General features: G+C 57.9%; 21 protein-coding genes and 1 pseudogene. 14 read left to right on the top strand and 8 right to left on the bottom strand.

Annotated elements, in window-relative coordinates; all coding sequences use genetic code 11:
• Positions 1–135: 135 nt before the first annotated feature.
• Positions 136–1,134, top strand: a complete 999-nt coding sequence (locus HNQ83_RS21540; RefSeq protein ID WP_175390792.1) for an NAD(P)H-quinone oxidoreductase — start codon at positions 136–138, stop codon at positions 1,132–1,134.
• Positions 1,135–1,314: 180 nt separating this feature from the next.
• Positions 1,315–2,268, top strand: a complete 954-nt coding sequence (locus tag HNQ83_RS21535; protein ID WP_175390791.1) for an alpha/beta hydrolase — start codon at positions 1,315–1,317, stop codon at positions 2,266–2,268.
• Positions 2,269–2,271: 3 nt separating this feature from the next.
• Here the strand turns inward: HNQ83_RS21535 and HNQ83_RS21530 are convergent, their stop codons facing one another.
• Positions 2,272–4,086 carry an ATP-binding cassette domain-containing protein gene (locus HNQ83_RS21530; protein WP_175390790.1) on the bottom strand — a complete coding sequence of 605 codons (1,815 nt, stop codon included), beginning with the start codon at positions 4,084–4,086 and terminating at the stop codon, positions 2,272–2,274.
• On the bottom strand, positions 4,083–5,123 hold the full coding sequence (locus HNQ83_RS21525; RefSeq protein ID WP_175390789.1) for an AraC family transcriptional regulator: 1,041 nt from the start codon (positions 5,121–5,123) through the stop codon (positions 4,083–4,085). Before HNQ83_RS21525 ends, HNQ83_RS21530 begins: the two co-directional genes overlap by 4 nt.
• Positions 5,124–5,289: 166 nt before the next feature.
• On the opposite strand from HNQ83_RS21525, the gene HNQ83_RS21520 reads away from it, so the two are divergent.
• From HNQ83_RS21520 to HNQ83_RS21500, 5 genes are all read left to right on the top strand, one after another.
• Positions 5,290–6,141, top strand: coding sequence for a 3-hydroxybutyryl-CoA dehydrogenase (locus HNQ83_RS21520; RefSeq protein WP_175390788.1), 852 nt, complete (start codon positions 5,290–5,292; stop codon positions 6,139–6,141).
• Positions 6,128–6,787 carry a TetR/AcrR family transcriptional regulator gene (locus HNQ83_RS21515; protein ID WP_175390787.1) on the top strand — a complete coding sequence of 220 codons (660 nt, stop codon included), beginning with the start codon at positions 6,128–6,130 and terminating at the stop codon, positions 6,785–6,787. Before HNQ83_RS21520 ends, HNQ83_RS21515 begins: the two co-directional genes overlap by 14 nt.
• A 90-nt stretch (positions 6,788–6,877) precedes the next feature.
• On the top strand, positions 6,878–7,291 hold the full coding sequence (locus HNQ83_RS21510) for a VOC family protein (RefSeq protein ID WP_175390786.1): 414 nt from the start codon (positions 6,878–6,880) through the stop codon (positions 7,289–7,291).
• A gap of 253 nt (positions 7,292–7,544) precedes the next feature.
• Positions 7,545–7,970: a hypothetical protein gene (locus HNQ83_RS21505; protein ID WP_175390785.1), complete on the top strand. Its 426-nt coding sequence runs from the start codon at positions 7,545–7,547 to the stop codon at positions 7,968–7,970.
• A 190-nt stretch (positions 7,971–8,160) separates the two neighbouring features.
• Positions 8,161–8,361 carry a hypothetical protein gene (locus tag HNQ83_RS21500; protein ID WP_175390784.1) on the top strand — a complete coding sequence of 67 codons (201 nt, stop codon included), beginning with the start codon at positions 8,161–8,163 and terminating at the stop codon, positions 8,359–8,361.
• A gap of 3 nt (positions 8,362–8,364) precedes the next feature.
• Here the strand turns inward: HNQ83_RS21500 and HNQ83_RS21495 are convergent, their stop codons facing one another.
• On the bottom strand, positions 8,365–9,144 hold the full coding sequence (locus HNQ83_RS21495; RefSeq protein ID WP_175390783.1) for an AraC family transcriptional regulator: 780 nt from the start codon (positions 9,142–9,144) through the stop codon (positions 8,365–8,367).
• A 219-nt stretch (positions 9,145–9,363) separates the two neighbouring features.
• Between HNQ83_RS21495 and HNQ83_RS21490 the strand changes: the two genes are divergently transcribed.
• The 3 genes from HNQ83_RS21490 to HNQ83_RS21480 all read left to right on the top strand — a co-directional run bounded on the left by HNQ83_RS21490 (position 9,364) and on the right by HNQ83_RS21480 (position 12,669).
• Positions 9,364–10,290 (top strand): 4-hydroxyproline epimerase, encoded by a 927-nt coding sequence (locus HNQ83_RS21490; protein ID WP_175390782.1) that lies wholly within the window; start codon positions 9,364–9,366, stop codon positions 10,288–10,290.
• A 69-nt stretch (positions 10,291–10,359) separates the two neighbouring features.
• A complete protein-coding gene (locus tag HNQ83_RS21485; protein ID WP_175390781.1) occupies positions 10,360–11,307 on the top strand; it encodes a dihydrodipicolinate synthase family protein in 948 nt (315 codons plus the stop codon).
• A 78-nt stretch (positions 11,308–11,385) separates the two neighbouring features.
• Positions 11,386–12,669, top strand: a complete 1,284-nt coding sequence (locus tag HNQ83_RS21480) for an FAD-binding oxidoreductase (RefSeq protein ID WP_175390780.1) — start codon at positions 11,386–11,388, stop codon at positions 12,667–12,669.
• A 22-nt stretch (positions 12,670–12,691) separates the two neighbouring features.
• Here the strand turns inward: HNQ83_RS21480 and HNQ83_RS21475 are convergent, their stop codons facing one another.
• Positions 12,692–13,348 (bottom strand): trypsin-like peptidase domain-containing protein, encoded by a 657-nt coding sequence (locus HNQ83_RS21475; protein WP_175390779.1) that lies wholly within the window; start codon positions 13,346–13,348, stop codon positions 12,692–12,694.
• 415 nt (positions 13,349–13,763) lie between these two features.
• Between HNQ83_RS21475 and HNQ83_RS21470 the strand changes: the two genes are divergently transcribed.
• The 4 genes from HNQ83_RS21470 (at position 13,764) to HNQ83_RS21455 (ending at position 16,137) form a co-directional block, all read left to right on the top strand.
• Positions 13,764–14,510, top strand: a complete 747-nt coding sequence (locus tag HNQ83_RS21470; RefSeq protein ID WP_175390778.1) for a metallophosphoesterase — start codon at positions 13,764–13,766, stop codon at positions 14,508–14,510.
• A gap of 350 nt (positions 14,511–14,860) precedes the next feature.
• Positions 14,861–15,232, top strand: a complete 372-nt coding sequence (locus tag HNQ83_RS21465; RefSeq protein WP_175390777.1) for a hypothetical protein — start codon at positions 14,861–14,863, stop codon at positions 15,230–15,232.
• A gap of 242 nt (positions 15,233–15,474) precedes the next feature.
• Positions 15,475–15,684, top strand: a complete 210-nt coding sequence (locus HNQ83_RS21460) for a hypothetical protein (RefSeq protein ID WP_175390776.1) — start codon at positions 15,475–15,477, stop codon at positions 15,682–15,684.
• Positions 15,685–15,924: 240 nt separating this feature from the next.
• Positions 15,925–16,137 carry a hypothetical protein gene (locus HNQ83_RS21455; RefSeq protein ID WP_178132059.1) on the top strand — a complete coding sequence of 71 codons (213 nt, stop codon included), beginning with the start codon at positions 15,925–15,927 and terminating at the stop codon, positions 16,135–16,137.
• 70 nt (positions 16,138–16,207) lie between these two features.
• Here HNQ83_RS21455 and HNQ83_RS21450 read toward each other — a convergent pair whose 3' ends face one another.
• From HNQ83_RS21450 to HNQ83_RS21435, 4 genes and pseudogenes are all read right to left on the bottom strand, one after another.
• Positions 16,208–17,401 (bottom strand): acyltransferase family protein, encoded by a 1,194-nt coding sequence (locus tag HNQ83_RS21450; RefSeq protein ID WP_175390775.1) that lies wholly within the window; start codon positions 17,399–17,401, stop codon positions 16,208–16,210.
• Between the two features lie 93 nt (positions 17,402–17,494).
• Positions 17,495–17,920, bottom strand: coding sequence for a DUF2514 family protein (locus HNQ83_RS21445; protein WP_372241923.1), 426 nt, complete (start codon positions 17,918–17,920; stop codon positions 17,495–17,497).
• A gap of 89 nt (positions 17,921–18,009) precedes the next feature.
• Positions 18,010–18,543, bottom strand: a pseudogene (locus HNQ83_RS21440) (glycoside hydrolase family 19 protein).
• Positions 18,544–18,633: 90 nt separating this feature from the next.
• A complete protein-coding gene (locus HNQ83_RS21435) occupies positions 18,634–19,707 on the bottom strand; it encodes an acyltransferase family protein (RefSeq protein ID WP_372241922.1) in 1,074 nt (357 codons plus the stop codon).
• Positions 19,708–19,839: the final 132 nt, after the last annotated feature.

Below are 19,839 nucleotides of genomic sequence, written 5' to 3'. Positions count from 1 at the left end.
GGGTGCGAGCCTGCTCGCGAAAGCGGAGTGTCAGCCACCAACGATGTTGGATGTGACGGCCTCTTCGCGAGCAGGCTCGCTCCCACACTGGATCAGCTTTCACACTGAAACCTACGTACACAACAGGTACCCAACATGACCCTCCCCCAAACCATGACCCTGATCGACATCACCCAACCTGGCGCCCCCGATGTCCTGCAACCACGCCAGGCCCCCGTGCCCACGGTGGACGCCGGTGACGTGTTGATCCGCGTGTACGCCGCCGGGGTCAACCGGCCCGATGTGCTTCAACGTGCCGGCCAATACCCGATGAAACCCGGCATGAACCCCATCCCCGGGCTGGAAGTGGCCGGTGAAGTGGTCGCCGTCGGCGCAGGTGTCAGCGACTTTGTCGTGGGCGACAAGGTTTGCGCGCTGACCAATGGCGGCGGCTATGCGCAATATTGCGCGGTCCCGGCCAGCCAGGCGCTACCGATCCCCGAAGGCCTGGACTGGGTCCAGGCGGCGGCGATTCCGGAAACCTTCTTCACCGTATGGGCCAACCTGTTCGAGATGGGCGGCGCACGCAAGGGTCAACGGGCCTTGATTCATGGCGGCACCAGCGGCATCGGCACCACCGCACTGATGCTCTGCCGCGAATTTGGCATCGAGGCCTTCGCCACGGCGGGCAGTGAGGAAAAATGCTCAGTGGTTCGCAATCTGGGTGCCGAAGCGATCAACTATCGCGATCAGGATTTCGCCCGGGTCATCGCCGAAAAAACCTCGGGCCATGGTGTCGATGTGGTGCTCGACATCATGGGCGGATCGTACCTGAACGGTAACGTCGCGGCCCTGGCCCTCGAAGGTCGGCTGGTGATGCTGGGCTTTCTCGGCGGCGCAATCGCCAAGGATGTCGACCTGCTGGCGATCATGGCCAAACGCGCCATCGTCACCGGTTCACTGTTGCGCTCACGTACCCGGGAAGAAAAAGCCGTCATCGCCCGGCAACTGCGCGAACACGTGTGGCCGGTGCTCGTGGCTGGTCGTTGCCTGCCGATGATCGACAAGGTCTACGCGCTCGAAGACGCATCGCTGGCCCATGCGCGGATGGAAGCGGGCGATCATGTGGGCAAGATCGTTCTTCGCGTGGACTGATGCCGACGCAAAACCATTGTGGGAGCGAGCCTGCTCGCGAAAGCGGTGTGTCAGCCAACATTGAAGTGACTGACACCCTGCATTCGCGAGCAGGCCCGCTCCCACAGGTCGAAATTTTCCCCACCCCACTCATGCTTCTGATAAAACGCGGACTTCATGTCCGTGCCGGTGAATAACCCGATGCCTGATGCCCTCGCCTCCCGACTTCGCCGACGCTGGCTGCCGCTGCTGTGCATGGCCGCGCTGGTCGTCGGCCTGCCGGTCAGTTGCGGCGCGCTCAAGTACAAGGAGCGCGAGTTGCTGTTCCGCATCGAACCGGGTACGGCGAGCTGGTACCGCGGCTTGCCCCGGGACGTTCAGGAATTCGATATCAAGCCCGCCAGCTTCAAGGCCGGGCAAAACCTGCACGCCTGGTGGTGGCCGGCGGCGCGGCGCGACGCACCGTCGATCCTCTACCTGCACGGTGTGCGCTGGAACCTCACGGGCCAGGCATTTCGCATCGAGCAATTGCGCGCCATGGGCTATTCGGTGCTGGCCATCGACTACCGTGGGTTCGGCCAGAGCAAGGGCAGTCTGCCGTCGGAGGCCAGCGTCTACGAAGACGCCCGGGCCGCCTGGGAACGCTTCACCGCGATGCAACCTGACCCTGAAAAACGCCTGATCTACGGCCACTCCCTGGGCGGCGCGGTGGCCATCGACCTCGCGGCAGACCTGGCCGCCGAGGCGAAAAAGGCGAATGTCGCCGTGCCAGTGCGCGGTCTGGTGATCGAATCCACGTTCACCTCCCTAGGCGATGCCGTGGCGGAAGTCGCCAGCAACAACCTGCCCGTCAACTGGCTACCGGTGCGCTGGTTGCTGTCGCAGAAATTCGACTCCATCGACAAGATCGTCGACATCGACATGCCGCTGCTGGTGGTCCATGGCCTGGCCGATCCGTTCATGCCGTCGCGGTTCAGTCAGCAACTGTTCAATGCCGCCAACCCGCCCAAACGCCTGCTGCTGATCCCCGGCGGGACGCACAACAACAGCATGAGCCTGGGGGGTAGCCAGTATCGCCAGGCGCTCGACGGTTTGATGAAGGCCAGGCCACAGATTGCCGGGCCGATGGCTTCACGGAATGCGCAGGACTCCTGAGGGTTATCGATAGCCCCGCGCCTGCAAGTCGAACAGTTGCGCATAACGCCCGCCCGCCGCGAGCAGGCTGTGATGATCGCCGCGCTCCAGGACCCTGCCCTGATCGAGCACGATGATGTGATCGGCGTTACGCACACTGGAAAAACGGTGGGAAATCAGCAGGGTCATGCGGTCCCGGGTATGCCGGCTGAAATGCTCGAACACCGCCGCTTCCGCCGCCGGGTCGAGCGCCGAAGTCGGTTCGTCGAGGATCAGGATATCGGCCTCGCGGCGCATGTAGGCACGGGACAGCGCGATCTTCTGCCATTGGCCGCCGGACAGTTCCTGCCCACCGGCAAACCAGCGCCCCAATTGCGTGGCATAGCCGCGATCCAGGCGCTCGATAAAGGGCGCGGCCATGCCTTCGGCGGCGGCTTCGTGCCAGCGCTGCTCGTCTTGAAACGCCAGGGTGTCCCCCACGCCAATGTTCTCGCCAACAGAGAACTGATAGCGAATGTAGTCCTGAAAAATCACGCCGATGCGCCGCCGCAGCGCGTCCTCTTCCCAGGACTGCAAGTCACTGCCGTCCAGCAGAATACGCCCCTGATCGGGACGGTATAAACGGGTCAGCAGCTTGATCAATGTGGTCTTGCCCGAGCCGTTCTCCCCCACCAGCGCCATGCTGTGCCCTGGCACGAGGTGCAGATCGATGCCTGCCAGTGCGGCATGACGGGCTCCCGGGTATCGGAAGCCAACGTTCTCGAAACGCAGGCCATCACCGGGCACGGCACCGACGGTGAGGGATCCGGTATCGACCACCACGGGCTCGGCCAGGTATTCATAGAGGCTGGACAGGTAGAGGCCATCTTCGTAAAGACCGCTGATGGCACTGAGGCTGCTGCTCACGGCGCTCTGCCCCTGCTTGAACAGCACCAGGTACATGGTCATCTGCCCAAGACTGATGTTGCCGTGCACCGCATCGACCACCACCCAGGCATAGGCCAGATAAAACGCTCCGGTGCCAAGCAAACCCAGGACGAAACCCCAGCCATCGCGGCGCAGGGTCAGCCGTCGATCCTCGGCATACAACCGGGCGAACGTGTCGCGGTAGCGCTGCAACAGCAGCGGCGCAAAACCGAACAGCTTGACCTCTTTGATGTAGGCCTCATGGGACAGCAGCGTCTCGATGTAGGTCTGCTGTCGGCTCTCCGGTGCACGGCGGGTGAACAAGCGAAAGGCATCGCCAGAAAAATGCGCCTCGGCAAAAAACACCGGTAACGCACCGACCACCAGCAGCACCAGCGCCCAGGGCGAAAAATGCACCAGCAGCACGCCGAAGCTGATCAGCACGATCAGGTTCTGGATCAACCCCAGCGACTTCATCACCAGCGCCAACGGCCGGGTCGAGGCTTCGCGCCGCACCCGCACCAGCTTGTCGTAGAACTCCGAATTCTCGAATTGCACCAGCGACAGCGTCTGGGCCTTTTCCAGAATCATCGTGTTGACCTTCTGCCCCAGCTGCACGCGCAACAGCGACTGCTGGACCGACAGCGCACGCTGGGTGGCGGACAGCAACGCCAGCACGCCCGCTTCCAACAGCACATAGCGAAGCACTGGCCACAACGGCGCACTGCCCTGCTGCGCATGCAACTGCATGGCGAACACCACGGCGTCGACAATGCGTTGCCCCAACCACGCCGCCAACGCCGGCAGCACCCCGGCAATCAGCGTCGCCAGCACCAGGCCGAGGAACAAGCCGCGCGAAGTGCCCCAGACCAGCAGCAAGGCGCGCCGGGACTGGTCGAGTAGCGAGGTGAAGCGATCGAAGGCAAGGCTCACGCCTCAGGCTCCACCGGTGCATCGGTCCGATCCCCTTGAAACCGCGCCCGATACCGCCCCGGACTCTCCCCCGTCCACTTCTTGAACGCCCGATGAAACGCACTCGGCTCCTGAAAGCCCAGTTGCTCGGCAATGTCGCTGATGCTCGCCCGGCTCTGGCGCAATTGCTCGAAGGCCACGGCGCGGCGTACTTCGTCCTTGATCTCCTGATACGAACACCCTTCACGTTCCAGCTTGCGGCGGAAGGTGCTGGGACTCAGGTGCTGTTCGAGGGCGAACGCCTGCAAGGTTGGCCAGTGGGCGTAGTGGCTGCTGCGCAAACGCTGATACACCTGGGACGCAAGGCCGTGCTGGTTGCGGAAGCGGATCACCAGCCATTGCGGCGCGGTGCGCAAGAACACTTTCAGCGAGGCCAGGTCCTGCACAACCGGCAGGCGCAGGTAGTGGCTGGCGAACTCGATTTCGGTGCGCTCGGCGCCAAAGGTCAGGTTGGGTCCCCAGAGCAAACGGTCGTCACTGAGCGATAGCCGTTCGTGGCGAAAGTCCGCGCGATCAATGGGAATGCGCCGACCGCCCAGCCAGCACAGCAGGCTGATCATCAGCACCAGAAAGGTCTCTTCGCCGAAACGGCTGAGGTCTTCGTTTGCCGCATGGCTGTCCAGACTGATGATCGCCCGCTTGCCGCGTACAGTCAGCGTGCCGCGAAAATCGCGCAGGAACAGGGCGAAGTTGACCAGGCACTGGCGCATGGCTTTGTGCAGGTCGGGTTCCTGGATCAAGGCGCGGCAAATCAGAGCAAAGGCGCCGGGCGGCATGCCGTGGGAATCGAGCGCGAAGAACTCGTCGTTCAGTTCGCGGATCTGAATCAGCCATAACGCCGCAAAGGCGCTGGCCGGCACCCGCGCCGTGGGCTGCTGCATCAGTTGCGGATCGATGCCGGCCTGTTCCAGCACGGCCCGCACTCGCTGCGGATCATCGCCCAGTCCGTGAATCATGGCCTGCACAAAGTAGGCGGCCACCGAGTCCTTTTCCCGCATGTGAACGCTACGCTCCCCATCATTCGAAATGGCAAAAAACACCAGCGCCGTTGAACAGTTTCGGCATAGGACAACCGGCCTGCCGGCTCTAGACTCGCGGCCATAGTACGCCTTCGGCCGCCACTGCGGCCAAGGTATCGCAGGGTTTGAGCGGAAGGATGGCCACATGAATCTGCAACACATTGGCGTGATCGGCGCCGGCACCATGGGCAACGGCATTGCGCAAGTCTGCGCCCTGGCCGGTTTCAACGTGACCTTGCTCGACATCTCCGACAGCGCTTTGCAAAAAGCCGTCGCGACCGTGGGCAAGAACCTCGATCGGCAGGTTGCCAAGGAAACCCTGACGCCCGAGCAAAAACTCGCGGCCCTCGACAAGATCCGCACCAGCACCGACTACAGCAGCCTGCACAACGCGCAACTGGTGATCGAAGCCGCCACCGAGAACCTCGAACTGAAGTTGCGGGTACTGCAACAGATCGCCGCGCAGGTCAGCACCGACTGCGTGATCGCCTCCAACACCTCGTCGCTGTCGATCACCCAACTCGCCGCCAGCGTCAGCCAGCCTGAACGTTTTATCGGCCTGCACTTCTTCAACCCGGTGCCAGTGATGGGACTGATCGAAGTCATCCGCGGCCTGCAAACCAGCGACGCCACCCACGCCCTGGCGCTGGACATGGCCACCGCACTGGGCAAGACCGCGATCACCGCCGGCAACCGCCCGGGCTTTGTGGTCAACCGGATTCTGGTGCCGATGATCAACGAAGCGATCCTGGTGTTCCAGGAAGGCCTGGCCAGTGCCGAAGACATCGACGCCGGCATGCGCCTGGGCTGCAATCAGCCCATCGGCCCGCTGGCCCTGGCGGACCTGATCGGCCTGGACACCCTGCTGGCGATCATGGAAGCCTTCTACGAAGGGTTCAACGACAGCAAATACCGCCCGGCGCCGCTGCTCAAGGAAATGGTCGCCGCCGGTTACCTGGGACGCAAAACGGGGCGCGGCTTCCATGCCTATGCCTGAGCGTTGCTCGCGTTTCGCCGAGTACCGGGACAAGGTGCTGGAGTTGTTTGCCAGCAAGGGTTTCGGCCAGGTCGGCATGCGCGAGCTCGCCACGTGCCTGGGGCTTTCCCCAGGCTCGCTGTATCACCATTACCCGAGCAAACAGCACTTGCTGCTCGACCTGATCGAGGAGTTTTACGAAGAGCTGTTGGCCACCCTTGGCCGCATCGAACAAAAGGCACCGGCCAAACGCGACCGGCTCAACAGCCTGATCCGCGCACACCTGAACCTGCACCGCGATATGCCGTGGCATTTTCGATTGGTGGAACGCGACAGCGGCTGCCTCAATGAAGAGCAACAGGCACGAGTTCGCCAATTGCGCGAGCAATACGAGCGCCGTTTGTTGGTGATGCTCGGAGCCCGCTCCAGATTCAGCGAATCAGGTCTGCTGGCAGCCGGGCACGCCATTGCTGCCTTGCTTAACAACGCACCGAGTTGGCTGTCACCCCATCCGCTGGACGAAGCCGAGCAGGACGAACTCCTGGAGAACATGCTCAGCGGAGCCATCGAACGCGTCCTCGCGCCACGACGCCCGACCGAAGCAATAAGTCTTGCCCGGTCTATCGAAAAAACATCTAAAAAAACCCAGGCTCCCCTCGCGATTTAGCGCTTTGCTTGCCCAGTCGATGTCATCGGAATTCGCTTGCCGATCAAGCGTCCAATCCGGTGTATCCCTTCAATGACCGGGAGCCGAACCATGAAAATCAATCCCTACCTGATCTTCAACGGTGACTGCAAAGCTGCGTTCACCTTTTATGCCGAATGCCTCAAGGGCCAGATCGAAGCCATGCTGACCTTCGGCGAAACACCCGCCGGCGATCACGTCCCCAAGGACCTGCACAACCTGATCATCCACACGCGTCTTGCCGTGGGCGACCAGGCCATCATGGGCTCGGACACCACGCCTGATCGTCCCACCGAAGAAATGAACGGCTGTTCGATTTCGTTGAATGTCGACAGCATTGCCGAGGCGGAGCGTGTGTTCTCCGCGCTGTCAGCAGGCGGCAATGTGCAAATGCCGCTGGAGACCACCTTCTGGGCCGCCCGTTTTGGCATGCTGGTCGATCGCTTTGGCGTGTCGTGGATGGTCAACTGCGAAAAGGATCAATGAACCTAATACTGTAGGAGCGAGCTCGCTCGCGATGGACTACAAAACACCGCGGTGATCCAGGAAGTACGCGTTTTCGTTAACGCCCATCGCGAGCAAGCTCGCTCCTACAGACATCCGTGACAAGGTCAACCTGATCGACGATGTTCCAGGCATGAAACAGCCCAATCCGAACAGGTTGGGCGTTCTGGCAACTCCCCGCCCGTCTGCTACCGTCAACATGCCATTCCCAGTGAATTGCCCGGAGAAATCCACCATGCCTGCCCCATCCTGGTCCACCCGTTTCAAACTATCGCTACTGGCTGGCGGGCTCACCGCCACGCTGCTCACGCTGAGTGGCTGCGCCACCGTCGATGCCCAGAGCACCGCCTATGTCGGTGTCGAGCACCCCGCTCCGACGATGCCCAGCGAAGTGGCGGTGCTGCGCTCCGAACCCCTTCGCCCACACATTCGCCTGGGTGAAGTGCTGATCGATGCCAGCGTCGATCCCGCGCCACCGATTGCCGAGGTCGAACAGAAATTGCGCGAGGAATCCGCCAAGCTGGGGGGCGATGCCGTGGTCGTGGTCTATGACCGTATCGGCACAGTGGGCGCTCATGCCAACGGGCCACTGTGGGCGCGCGATGTGAAAACCATCGAAGGTCGCAAGCTCAAAGGGATTGTCATCAAATACCGGTCGTAATTGCCCTGACTCATCGCACAACCTTTCGTCGCAAATCAAATCCCGGGGCACCAGGAGCGCCCCTGTCTGGCTTACGGCTTGCACAGGCGGGCGTAGCGGCCCCAGAACGACATAATTCTGACACGGCAGCACTTCAAACTAACGCTTAAGGACTCCAGCAATACGCTTGGTCAGTCACCGGAGATGTAACGTGTCAACTCTCAATGAAATCGCAGCGAACCACGCGAGAATGGCCAAGGCAAAGGAAGAGGAGGCGACCGGGTTGAGTGAGCGACCGCTTCAGATCGTGGGCGGGTTTGAGATGCCGTCGCTGGAGCATCAGCAGCAGGTTCCGCTGCACCTGATGGCCGGCGTGCAAGACAGCCTTGTCGGGCAGGCCATTGGCTTTTGATCGTCAGGTATCAGCGAGTGTGACCTGCCGGTAGTGGCGCGGCGTAAAACCGGTCAATGCCTTGAACTGGCGGGTGAACGCACTGTGGTCGGTGTAGCCGCACTGCAGTGCCACCTCGGTGATGGGCATGTCGGTATGCAGCAGGCGATGGGCGTGTTCCAGACGAACCTTCTGGATCATCTGCCGGGGCGTCAGGTTGAACACCCGCTTGCAGTACCGTTCCAGTTGCGCCACTGAAATGCCGGCGATCCGCGTCAACTCGCCCAGGGTGACGCGCCGGTTGAAATGCGCGCGGACGTATTCGTCCACCGCCGCCAGGCGCTGGTAGGCCGGGTGCCTCTCGCTGGCCGATTGCAGGTCCACCGAAATTCCCGCCAGACCGATGATGTCCCCCTTACGGTTGTACAACGGCCGTTTGTGCGTCAGGCACCAGCCGGGCTCCCGACTGCCGTACAAGTGCAACTCCAGCTGATCCTCCAGCACTAGCCCCTGCTCCAACACCCGCCGATCCTGTTCGGTATAGCCAGGTCCCAACTGTGCCGGAAAGACTTCGGCACTGGTTTTGCCGAGCAACGGTTGCAGGTGCTTCAGTCCGCAGCGCTGCACCAGGGTGCGGTTGGCCATGACGTAGCGCGCCTGGACATCCTTGATGAAGATCGCGGCATTGGGAATCTCGTCCAGCATCGGCAACAACAGTGCCACGCCCGCCAATAGTTCATCGAGGGTCTGAGGACGACTGGCGTCATTGCCCTGGCACAGGATCGCAAACGTGTTCTGCGTCATGAAGCTCCCTTCCTTCTTCGCCCAGGCGAAACGCCCAGCAGGTTGCCCCAACCCCGACGCCCTGTCGAGGGGACATCACCGTCGTGAGCATTGTGCTGATTTCGTCATCCATGCCAGTGGAAAACATCAATCGCGGGGAGGCTGACGCGTTCACGCTGTGGCCATAGCGTATGGATTCAGACACCCCTCGCCTTTCGATCTCATCCAATGGACAGGTTTATGAAAAAAATACAGGTCATCGATTCCCATACCGGCGGAGAACCGACTCGCCTGGTGATGAAAGGCTTTCCCGATCTGCCCGGCGACACCATGACCGAAAAACGCGATGCCCTGCGCGACCGGCATGACCAGTGGCGTCGAGCCTGCCTGCTGGAGCCCCGTGGCAACGACGTGCTGGTGGGCGCCCTGTATTGCGAGCCCGTCTCGCCGGACGCCACCTGCGGTGTGATTTTCTTCAACAATGCGGGCTACCTCGGCATGTGCGGTCACGGCACCATCGGCCTGGTCGCGTCCTTGCACCACTTTGGGCATATCAGCCCGGGCGTGCACAAGATCGATACACCGGTCGGCCAGGTCAGCGCCACGCTGCATGACGACGGTGCGGTGACGGTGGGCAATGTGCCGGCCTACCGCTACCGTCAACGGGTAGCCGTCGAGGTGCCCGGGCATGGCATCGTGCATGGCGATATCGCCTGGGGCGGCAACTGGTTTTTCCTGGTATCGGACCATGGAAAGGTGCTGCAAATGGACAACGTCGACGCCTTGACCGAATACACCTGGGCCATGCTCAAGGCACTGCAAGACCAGGGCATCCACGGCGAAGACGGCGCCCTCATCGACCATGTCGAGCTGTTCGCCGACGACGACCGTGCCGACAGCCGCAACTTCGTCATGTGCCCGGGCAAGGCCTACGACCGCTCGCCCTGCGGCACGGGCACCAGCGCCAAGCTGGCGTGCCTGGCGGCCGATGGAAAACTGGCGGCGGGCGAACGCTGGATTCAGGCCGGCATCACCGCCAGCCAGTTCGAAGGCCGCTACGAATGGGAAGGCGAACGCATCCGCCCATTCATCACCGGCCGCGCCTACATGACCGCCGAGAGCACGTTGCTGATCGACGAACAGGATCCCTTCGCGTGGGGCATTTGAGCCGCCATGCCGAATGCCCTCCCCAGACCTGCCAATCGAGCTGAATGAATTTTCAAGGAGCTTTCAACCATGAGCGATAACGTCTTCACTGGCTGCATTCCCGCACTGATGACCCCGTGCACCGCCGAACGCAAACCGGACTTCGACGCCCTGGTGGCCAAGGGTCGCGAACTGATCGATATCGGCATGCGCGCTGTGGTGTATTGCGGCTCGATGGGCGACTGGCCGTTGCTGACCGAGGCCGAGCGCCAGGAAGGCGTGGCACGCCTGGTCGCCGCCGGCATTCCGACCATCGTCGGTACCGGTGCGATCAACAGCCGTGAAGCGGTGTCCCACGCGGCCCATGCGGCCAAGGTCGGTGCCCATGGCCTGATGGTGATTCCTCGCGTGCTGTCCCGTGGTGCTTCGGCGACCGCGCAAAAGGCCCATTTTGCAGCGATTCTGAAGGCCGCTCCGAATCTGCCGGCGGTGATCTACAACAGCCCTTACTACGGCTTTGCCACCCGTGCCGACCTGTTCTTCGAACTGCGCCGCGAGCACCCCAACCTGATCGGCTTCAAGGAATTCGGTGGCGCCGCCGACCTGCGTTACGCCGCCGAGCACATCACCTCCAAAGACGATGCCGTCACTCTCATGGTCGGGGTCGATACCCAGGTGGTTCATGGTTTCGTCAACTGCAATGCCACCGGCGCGATCACCGGCGTCGGCAACGCACTGCCGCGCGAGGTATTGCAATTGGTGGCCCTGAGCAAGCAGGCGGCCAAAGGCGACGCCAAGGCCCGTCGTCTGGCGCGCGAACTGGAATCTGCATTGGCCGTGCTCTCGTCCTTCGACGAAGGCTGCGACCTGGTGCTCTTTTACAAGCACTTGATGGTGCTCAACGGCGACAAGGAATACAGCCTGCACTTCAACGACACCGATGTTCTCACCGATGCCCAGCGTCGTTATGCCGAAGCCCAGTACGGATTGTTCCGCCAGTGGTACGCGAACTGGTCGAAAGAACAGAACCTGGTGTGACACCCAACGCGAGCCCGCCCCGCGCTCCACATCGCGGGACGCGCCTTTTGCTTGATGACCCAACAGAAGCCCAGGCCCATGACATCCTTCGACTCAGGCAATACGGACAACCTAGCGGACATCGCCGTGATCGGCGCCGGCATCATCGGCGTCGCCTGTGCCCTGCACCTCGCACGCCAGGGTCAGCGGGTGGTGGTCATCGATCATCAGGACCCGGGACACGGCGCTTCATTCGGCAATGCAGGGCATCTGGCCACCGAGCAGGTGTTCCCCATCGCCGACCTGTCCATCCTCAAGCGTCTGCCGGCAATGCTCATGGACCCGATGGGCCCCTTGCGCCTGGACTGGAAATACATCCCCCGCGCCTTGCCGTGGTTCGCCCGATTGTTGCTCAACCTGCGTCCGGCGCCGTTCCAGCGCACCGTGTCCGGTATCCGCGCACTCAACGAAAGCAGCCTTGGCGCCTGGCAGCGGCTGCTGCAAGCAATTGGCCGACCGGACCTGCTGAAAGAGGACGGCTCGCTGCTGGTGTTCGAGCGCCCCGAATCGCGACAGGCGATCGAGGCATTGCAGGGACGCATGCGCCATCAGGCAGTGCCGGTTGATTTATGGCAGGCCAAGACCGTACGCGCAGTTGCCCCGCAGTTGAACGAACGGATCCAGGGTGGCTTGTTCTTCCCGCGCACCGGGCATTTTCTTGACCCGTACCGGGTCGTCTGCGAGTTGGTCAAGGCCGCCAAAACCAGCGGCGTGCAGTTCATCAAACAACGGGTAATGGACGGGCATGTGCAGCAGAACGGTGTGTCACTGCTCAGCGATCAAGGCCACTTGACCGCCCGCCAGGTACTGATCGCCTGTGGCGCTCACTCCGCCAGGCTCACCACCGCACTGACCGGCAAAAAAGTGCCCCTGGACACCGAGCGCGGCTATCACCTGATGCTGCCTCACGAACACGAGCGCCTGCCTTTCGCCGTGACCTCGCTGGAACGCAAATTCATCATGACCCCCATGGCCGATGGCCTGAGGCTGGCCGGCACCGTCGAATTCGCCGGCCTCGACAGTCCACCCAGCATGGAGCGCGCCTGGCAATTGCACCGATTGAGCAAAGGTCTGTTCAAACGCGACCTGAGCGCCGAGGCTGCAACACCTTGGATGGGGTTTCGTCCTTCGCTACCTGATTCACTCCCGATCATCGACAAAGTGTGCGATGGCAAAGTGTTGCTTGCTTTTGGTCATCAGCATTTGGGGCTGACCCAGGCAGCGGTTACGGCGGAACTCATTGCCCAGATGACGTTGCCTGCCAGGGCCATTGAGGGGCAAGGATTGCCGACAATCAAGGCGTATCGACTTGATCGGTTTTGAGCCAATGGGGTGCAGGCCAAAGTTACTTCGCCACATACTTGATGCCGCGCGGTTCGTTAAGTTTTGCCTGCAACATCCCCCACTCGCGCTGAATGATCGAGTAAGGGATAAAGATACTGATTCTCTCAGCGTCCTTTACCCCGGAATTACCGCTTACATCGTTCAGAGTGGTTGAGTGGAAACCAATATTAATGCCGACAACGCTGCCATCATTGGCGATGACCGGTCCACCCGACATCCCCTTGATCAACGGAGCATCATGGATGGCATAGAGCTCACCACTGTGTTCATCGGCGTTGACGAATGGCGTTTTATACACCTTGCCTTTCCCGGTGGTGGTCACAAAGTAAGGACTCACGCCCACGGCAGTGATGGTTTCGCCAACACGCGGTGAACGCCAGGTCGGGTAGCGGCCGTTGGCCTTATGCTTTATGAAAACCAGATCACAGTTCGTGCTGCAGCTGTATTTCACATCGGGTATGAACGGAGTGTGGCGGGTGGTGACGGCATAGTCTTCGTTCCATTGCACGGCCGAGGCCATGTACAGATACGGTACAGGAAAGCCTGAGAAGACCAAAAAGTATGAATCATTAGTGGGACCCGACAAGTCGGGTTTCACAAAGCCATTGCATCCTGCAGTGAGAACTCCTATTAAAAAGCAGGCCATGATCTTGATCATGATGTATCACCGACTTAATAGGGATAATGTGACCGTTTTTTATTGTCAGTATTTTGTCTTTTATCGGTTTGCAGTGCCCCTCGCCTCTTTTTCCAGTTGGGCGCTTTGATACTTATGGCTGAGGTTGGAACAGTGCGTATGAATAAATTGTGCTAAGGCCAATTGCTTTTTGTTCATCCCCTCAGTGCAAATGTTTGGCGTCAGAAACGGGTTAGAAATTCGAACTGAAACCAAGCGCGGCTATCGCGGTGATTCTGATTTTCGTATATCAGAGAAGGAGGAAAACCGGCGGTCTTTGATCGGTCGACAGTCATGGCCACATGAGTTTGAATTCCATTGACTCATACCGGGCGACAGACTCCTTCGTCAAACCGATAGCCTGATCGCCTCGACTGCTGCAGTGCCGGAGTATTCGATGTCCGAACCTAGCGCGGTGTCGCGCGTGAAGCACTTCACTGCAAACACCGTTGGCCGGGATTTCGCGGTTGGCGACATTCACGGTCACTTCACCCGACTGCGGGCTGCGTTGGATGCAGCCGGCTTCGATCCTGCCGTTGACCGCCTGTTCAGCGTCGGTGATCTGGTCGACCGTGGGCCTGAGTCGCTGGATGTCGATGAATGGCTGCTGCACAAACCCTGGTTCCATGCGGTGCGTGGCAACCATGAGCAGATGGCCATTGATTCGCACATCGCCGGCCGTACCAGCAATCAATGCAGCCTGCACTTCATCAATGGCGGCGCGTGGTTTTACGAATTATCAAGAATCGAGCAAGGCCGCTACGCCAGCCTCTTTCAGGATTTGCCTCTGGTTATCGAAGTCGAGACCGCACAGGGCCTGATCGGCATCGTACACGCCGACGTTCCGCGCGGGAGCTGGGGGGAGATGATCACAGCGCTTTCTGAATCGATAGCGGACACCGACCACATTGCGGCAATGCTTCTATGGTCACGCAAGCGCCTTACCGACGAAAACCACGAAGGGGTTGAGGGTATACGGGCGGTAGTCGTGGGCCACACACCGCTCAAGCAACCGGCCGTACTCGGGAATGTTTACCACATAGATACTGCGGGCTGGATGTGGGGGCACTTCACACTGCTGGATCTAGTCACACTTGAATGCTTGCCACCAATCGACCCCGCTCTCGGTTACGACCGGAACTAAGCACCTTCTGCCCTTCAAGAATGGAAGACCGGGAAATCCCGCAAATCTCACGCGCATGAACTAGCCCAACCTTTTCAGATTGGGCTAGTTCATTGAATAAATATGGTCGGGACGGAGCGATTCGAACACTCGACCCCTAGCCCCCCATGTTGGGGACTGTAGCGAACTAAGTTATTGTTTTAAAACGAATACAACCCCTTTCAAGCGCGGCAAAAAATCCGCTTTTTTGTGGTTTTGCAAACGGAAACACGCGGGCTCCAGAGGGGGTTTTGCGCACGATACACCCCACATGCAGCCCTTTTCCTTCCTACACTGAAAGCTCATGCGATTCGGCGACCTGGGGTACGAAAATGGAAAAAATTCTGCTCGTCCCTTTAACGTGTAGTGCACTCTTAACTTGCATAATCTTTGCCCTTATTTTCAGTGGAAAATTTCGCGACGACATGCTGAAACCTGCCGAGAATGAAACAAAGTTTTTCGGCATACTGACAGTAAAGGGGACGGCAATGCTCACACTCTGCGCATTGCTCATTGGCGGAATGACTTACCCATTGGTCCGAGAAAATGAGTGCACAGCGCGTATCAGCGAATTAAAAGCCCAACTTATCGCTAAGTACGCAAACGAGATTACTTTTGCGCAGGGTCAAAACTTGGATCGATTGAAGGCTACGATCGACAGGTTAAAGGATTCGATGGCTGGCGTAGAAGCATCATGCCAATAAAGTCGCCAATTCAAAATCTAGGAGACCACCATATCAAGTGACCCCGAAACCGCCGCAAGTAATTGATGTATAAAGGAAAACATGTGATTTAAGGGAGGTAAAAAACCGCCACATCACCCTATAAGAATCAATAACTTAGCGTTGTATATTCCTACAGAAGTTCCTCTCCTCTGGCGTCCTGCCGGCCGTCAAAGATCTTTCGAACGCAGTGCTGCGCTTGACCTCATAACCGAGGATCCGCGATGCCAAACTCTGACCTGCTTCCTTCTCTACTCTTCAAGATCAACGAAATTCAGCTCGCATTGGAGGCCGCCACCATGGAGCTCTCGAATTGGGTTGAGCAGCCTGGCGCGGCAGACGTCGCCGACAATGTGCGAGGTGCCCTGAAGGCAATCGACCGTAACGAAGAATTCATCAAGATGACGCTCGCGGTGATGATGACGCCAGAGTGACTAAAATCGGGAAGTCACACCAGGAGAACAAGGTGATTTCACATCGCAATCTTTTTGCCCTTTCCGTTTTGCTCTTCGCCTCCAACGGCCAGGCCATTGCACAGTCAAGCGCCGAATCTCGAGTGGATAAGCTCGAGGAAACCGTTCGCGTCCTGGAGCGTCGCGTACCCACACTTCGAAGACACAAGCGATTGGCTCGGCTGCCCGACGCCACTTGAAACCCGCAGACATCAGCTGCGCATGCTCGAGAACGAAATTGAGGAACTCACTCTGCAGTTGCGCCAGGCTCGGCAAAACATCTTCAAGCTGGTTGAGATGCACCCCGAAGCCATCCAGCAGCAGGACGAAGCCATGGCGAATATGCGCACAAAATCCGGTGAGGCGGCAGGCCTGCGTAAACAGGTCTACGACATGGATATCTCGGTACGATCCTTTCGGCGCGAAGCTGAATGACTTCGTGGGATCCTCGATGGCCTAACTGCCAAACCGAAAACCATCAACGGCTGATTTCGCGCACGTACGCCTAGCACGCCTTCCCACCCGCAAGTAGAGAAGTTCTTTTTGATCTAAGCCACTCGGTTAATGGCCCCACTCTTTTCATTGATGGCTTCTCGATAAATCTGACAGTAAAACCGCAGACCAATATCAAAACAGGCGTCAGCGTTATGATTACGGCCCAGTACTGTAAAGGAGAAAATTCTTGAGCTGCAGGCAAGCCAATAAAAAACTCAAAGATCAAAAACAATAGAATACCATGCAAAAGATATACGCTATACGCCATCTCCCCCAACACTCGAGAAACGCGACTCTTAAGAACACCAAAAACACTACTACCACCCGCAACAAGACAAAAGACCATCACCAAACAAAACTTAGCCCTTACACTTCCATAAAGAGATGCGCAATTCGTAACAATATAAAAAACCAACATCACAACCAGAGCTTCTGCAAACCGCGACTCTGAAAACCTCCTGAAATTTTCAAACCGCACCAAAACACCAGCTGCCATACCGCTAACAAAAAACCAATAATAATTGCCACTCTCATAATACATGAAAATCAAAATAACCAATAAAGCACTGACCATCAAGTATAAAAGTGGAGGTCGCAATCCAACTACCAAAGCGACAAGGGGGAGTGCCATATAGAAGAACCATTCATACGGCAATGACCATGTGACACCTGCATTTATCAGGCTGGTTCCTTTCATGCCATTTAGCTCCGGCGTTCCAAAAACTGTAAAGCCTAGCCACTTAAAAACATCCACAAGTATTTCTGATACTGGCTCTACCAGACCATCCTTTGTCATCATCCAAACCACAAAAAAAACTAATACCATTGAAAAAAAATAAAGCGGCGTTAATCTTAGAAATCGGGACACATAAAGCCGTAACCAGTCGAGACCACGACCTCTACTATCCAGCAACTTGGAAAAAAACAGAAACCCCGTGATCATAAAAAATAGCGCAACACCACCTTGACCAAAGTGAACAAACAGCTGTGATGGTGGCGCGGCCCAAACTCCCGTCTGAAGGTAGTAATACCAGATACAAGAATGATGCAAGAAAACAAAAAGAGCAAGAAAGCCACGCAACCCATCTATGGTTAAAAATCGACCGTGACTAGAGGGCACCACCAGACTAACGGATGCAAATCGTGCAACTAGTAACGCAATTAAAATAGATACAACAGCGGCACTTATACTTATAACTTCCACTTAATACCTTAACCCCACAACTCAAGAATCATGAAATAATAACGTGCTTAAGCTACCGAGGCCTACTCCTAATTTCTTGCTACTCCTCAAATATCAGTTTGACCTGACGACTCCATACGCCTGCTCGCAGGCCACTCCCCTGGCTCGGGCCTGGTTAGCAACTTCAGCCAGGTCGCCCGCTCGCCGGCCAGCGCGCTTGAACACGTCGGCAAGCACCATTACGGCACGGGCAGTTGCCTTGCTTGCGGCGGTAGAGCAGGAATTTCCGCTTGCTTCACTGGCTGCGAGTTGAGCGGCAAGTTTGTCGGCTGCTCCGCGCAGGCGGTCAGAAGAAGCGCGAGCAGTGGCAACATCAGCCGTCGCTTTATCGATGATTCGTTGGCCATCTAGAACCGCCTTGTTGATTGATTGTTGGTAGGCCTGCTCCCGCTCCCGAGCAGCAGCCTCGTTTTCCGCCTTGGCCTGGGAATCCCGAGCGTCTCGATCGTTCCAGGCTGATTGCCACTCGGCATCCTTCACTGATAGGCCGTGGTGATAGGCGCCGAATAGCGCTCCGGCGATCAAGGTAATCGCAGCTACATCAGGAAGGATTCGTAGTCATATCGATGTCATATTAGAACTTCCTTGGCCTTCGCCCACAACTTCAAGCGCTCCACCTGGCCGTTCAGCCCGCCATTGATGCGCCGAGTTATCTTGTCGAAATCACCGGCATCGGCCAGGGTATTCAACCCCTTGGTCGCCCAAAACCACGCCGCCGACAGGCAAGCGAACTGCGGCTGCTCCAGCAGCTCTGGTTGATTGATCAAGTCCAGTCCCAGCGCTTCACCGCAGGCAGCGTAGTTCGCCCTTCCCGTGATCTGGATCAGGCCTCGCCCGCGGTACTTGGCGCCGTCGCCCTTCACGGTGTTGCCCAGGTCCGCCTACCCCTCGTACTTGGCCTGAGCTGGAGTCGGCCCCCAAATCTCGCGCTCGTAGAGCAGTTGGCCGGATTCATGGCCGATCTGGGCGATGAACGCGGCCATGCGCTTTGTCCCGACAATCTGGTAACGCTGCATGGCGGTGTTGATAGCAGGTGCAAAAACGCCGGCTCTGCCGCCGGCGTTCGGGAAAATCTGCAACAACTGCTGCTGAGTGATGGGCATACTTTTCTCCAGGCGAAAAAAAGCCCGCACTTGGCGGGCAATTTGTGATGCTTGATTGAAACGATGAGGCCTCAGCACCTCATGTCGCAACTATGCCGCGGCTAAACCTCTCCACTGGGCATGCTTGATAAGCAGTTTTCGCCCAACCTTTTGTGCAGGCTTCTCAACCAGTAGTTGCATGGCATAGGAAAGAACAACGCATGCCGCAAACGAAGCGAGCATGGTCAATGTCAGTCCGAGAAAAGGGAATAGAACGTAGGATAGGAAAATGCTTAACTGAACATGGATTAGGTAGAGCGAATAACTGATACCCGCGAAGAACTTTGTAATCCGACCGTTACTAACATTCTGCTTACCGTAATACCATAGTACAGCCAGAAATATGGCAGCAGCGTAAACCACTTGCGCAGGGTGTAGAGCTGACAACTCAATTTGTTCTGGGTGGACGCATGCATTTCCGAACAGGTATGTTCCAAATGATGCTACGCCAAAAACAATTGCGACGTTCAATTTGATGCGATCAGACCAGTAAAAGTAGATCGACATGCCAATTACGAAAATAGGCATATAGGCAAATATATGCGTAATTGTTTTATGGAGGATGTCCGGCGTCAAAACGCGAGAACCTGCCCCTATGGCGCAAACAACTAGAATGATAGCCATGCACCATGCTGGCGAACGTTTTAGTAGCGGCAACAGGATCAGCATAACTCCGTAGAAAAACAGCTCTATCGATATCGTCCAGCTTACTCCGATCAATGAATTCTTGGTAAACCCAGCCTCAAAACCAAAAGCCGCCAATGTAGCGCTAACGTAGCCAATCCCCATCGAGCCATCTGTCATACCAATGGAAACAGCGTAATTTACCAATAAAATTGTGCCTACCACAGTCACGATAAGAGCAGGGTAAATACGGAACACGCGTTTGACGAGAAAACTGAAACGACTTTCAGTTAGGCCTGTATGGGTGACGATGAAGCCGCTTATCAAGAAGAAAAGAGCTACACCCAAAAAACCGAAATTCTGAATAATCCCCAACGGGTTCAAGACATAATCTGTCAGCGCTGTTCCCGGCGCCCACGGCTGGCCTAGAGCTATAGGTGGTCGCGCAAAAACGTGACAGTACACCACCATAAGGCAGGCCAGGGCTCTGAGGAATTCTATGAACTGGATTGTGTTGAGGCGAAAAACCTTTTACAGCATCCATTTACCCTGAGCCTTAAATGAAAAAGCGATCGACGACTTTATCAGATATGGCGCGCCCGTCTATACAACCACAACCGGTCAAGGCAGCTG

The organism is Pseudomonas sp. C2B4, assembly GCF_013359695.1.
Classification (GTDB): domain Bacteria; phylum Pseudomonadota; class Gammaproteobacteria; order Pseudomonadales; family Pseudomonadaceae; genus Aquipseudomonas.
This window is presented reverse-complemented; position numbering and strand designations above follow the sequence as displayed.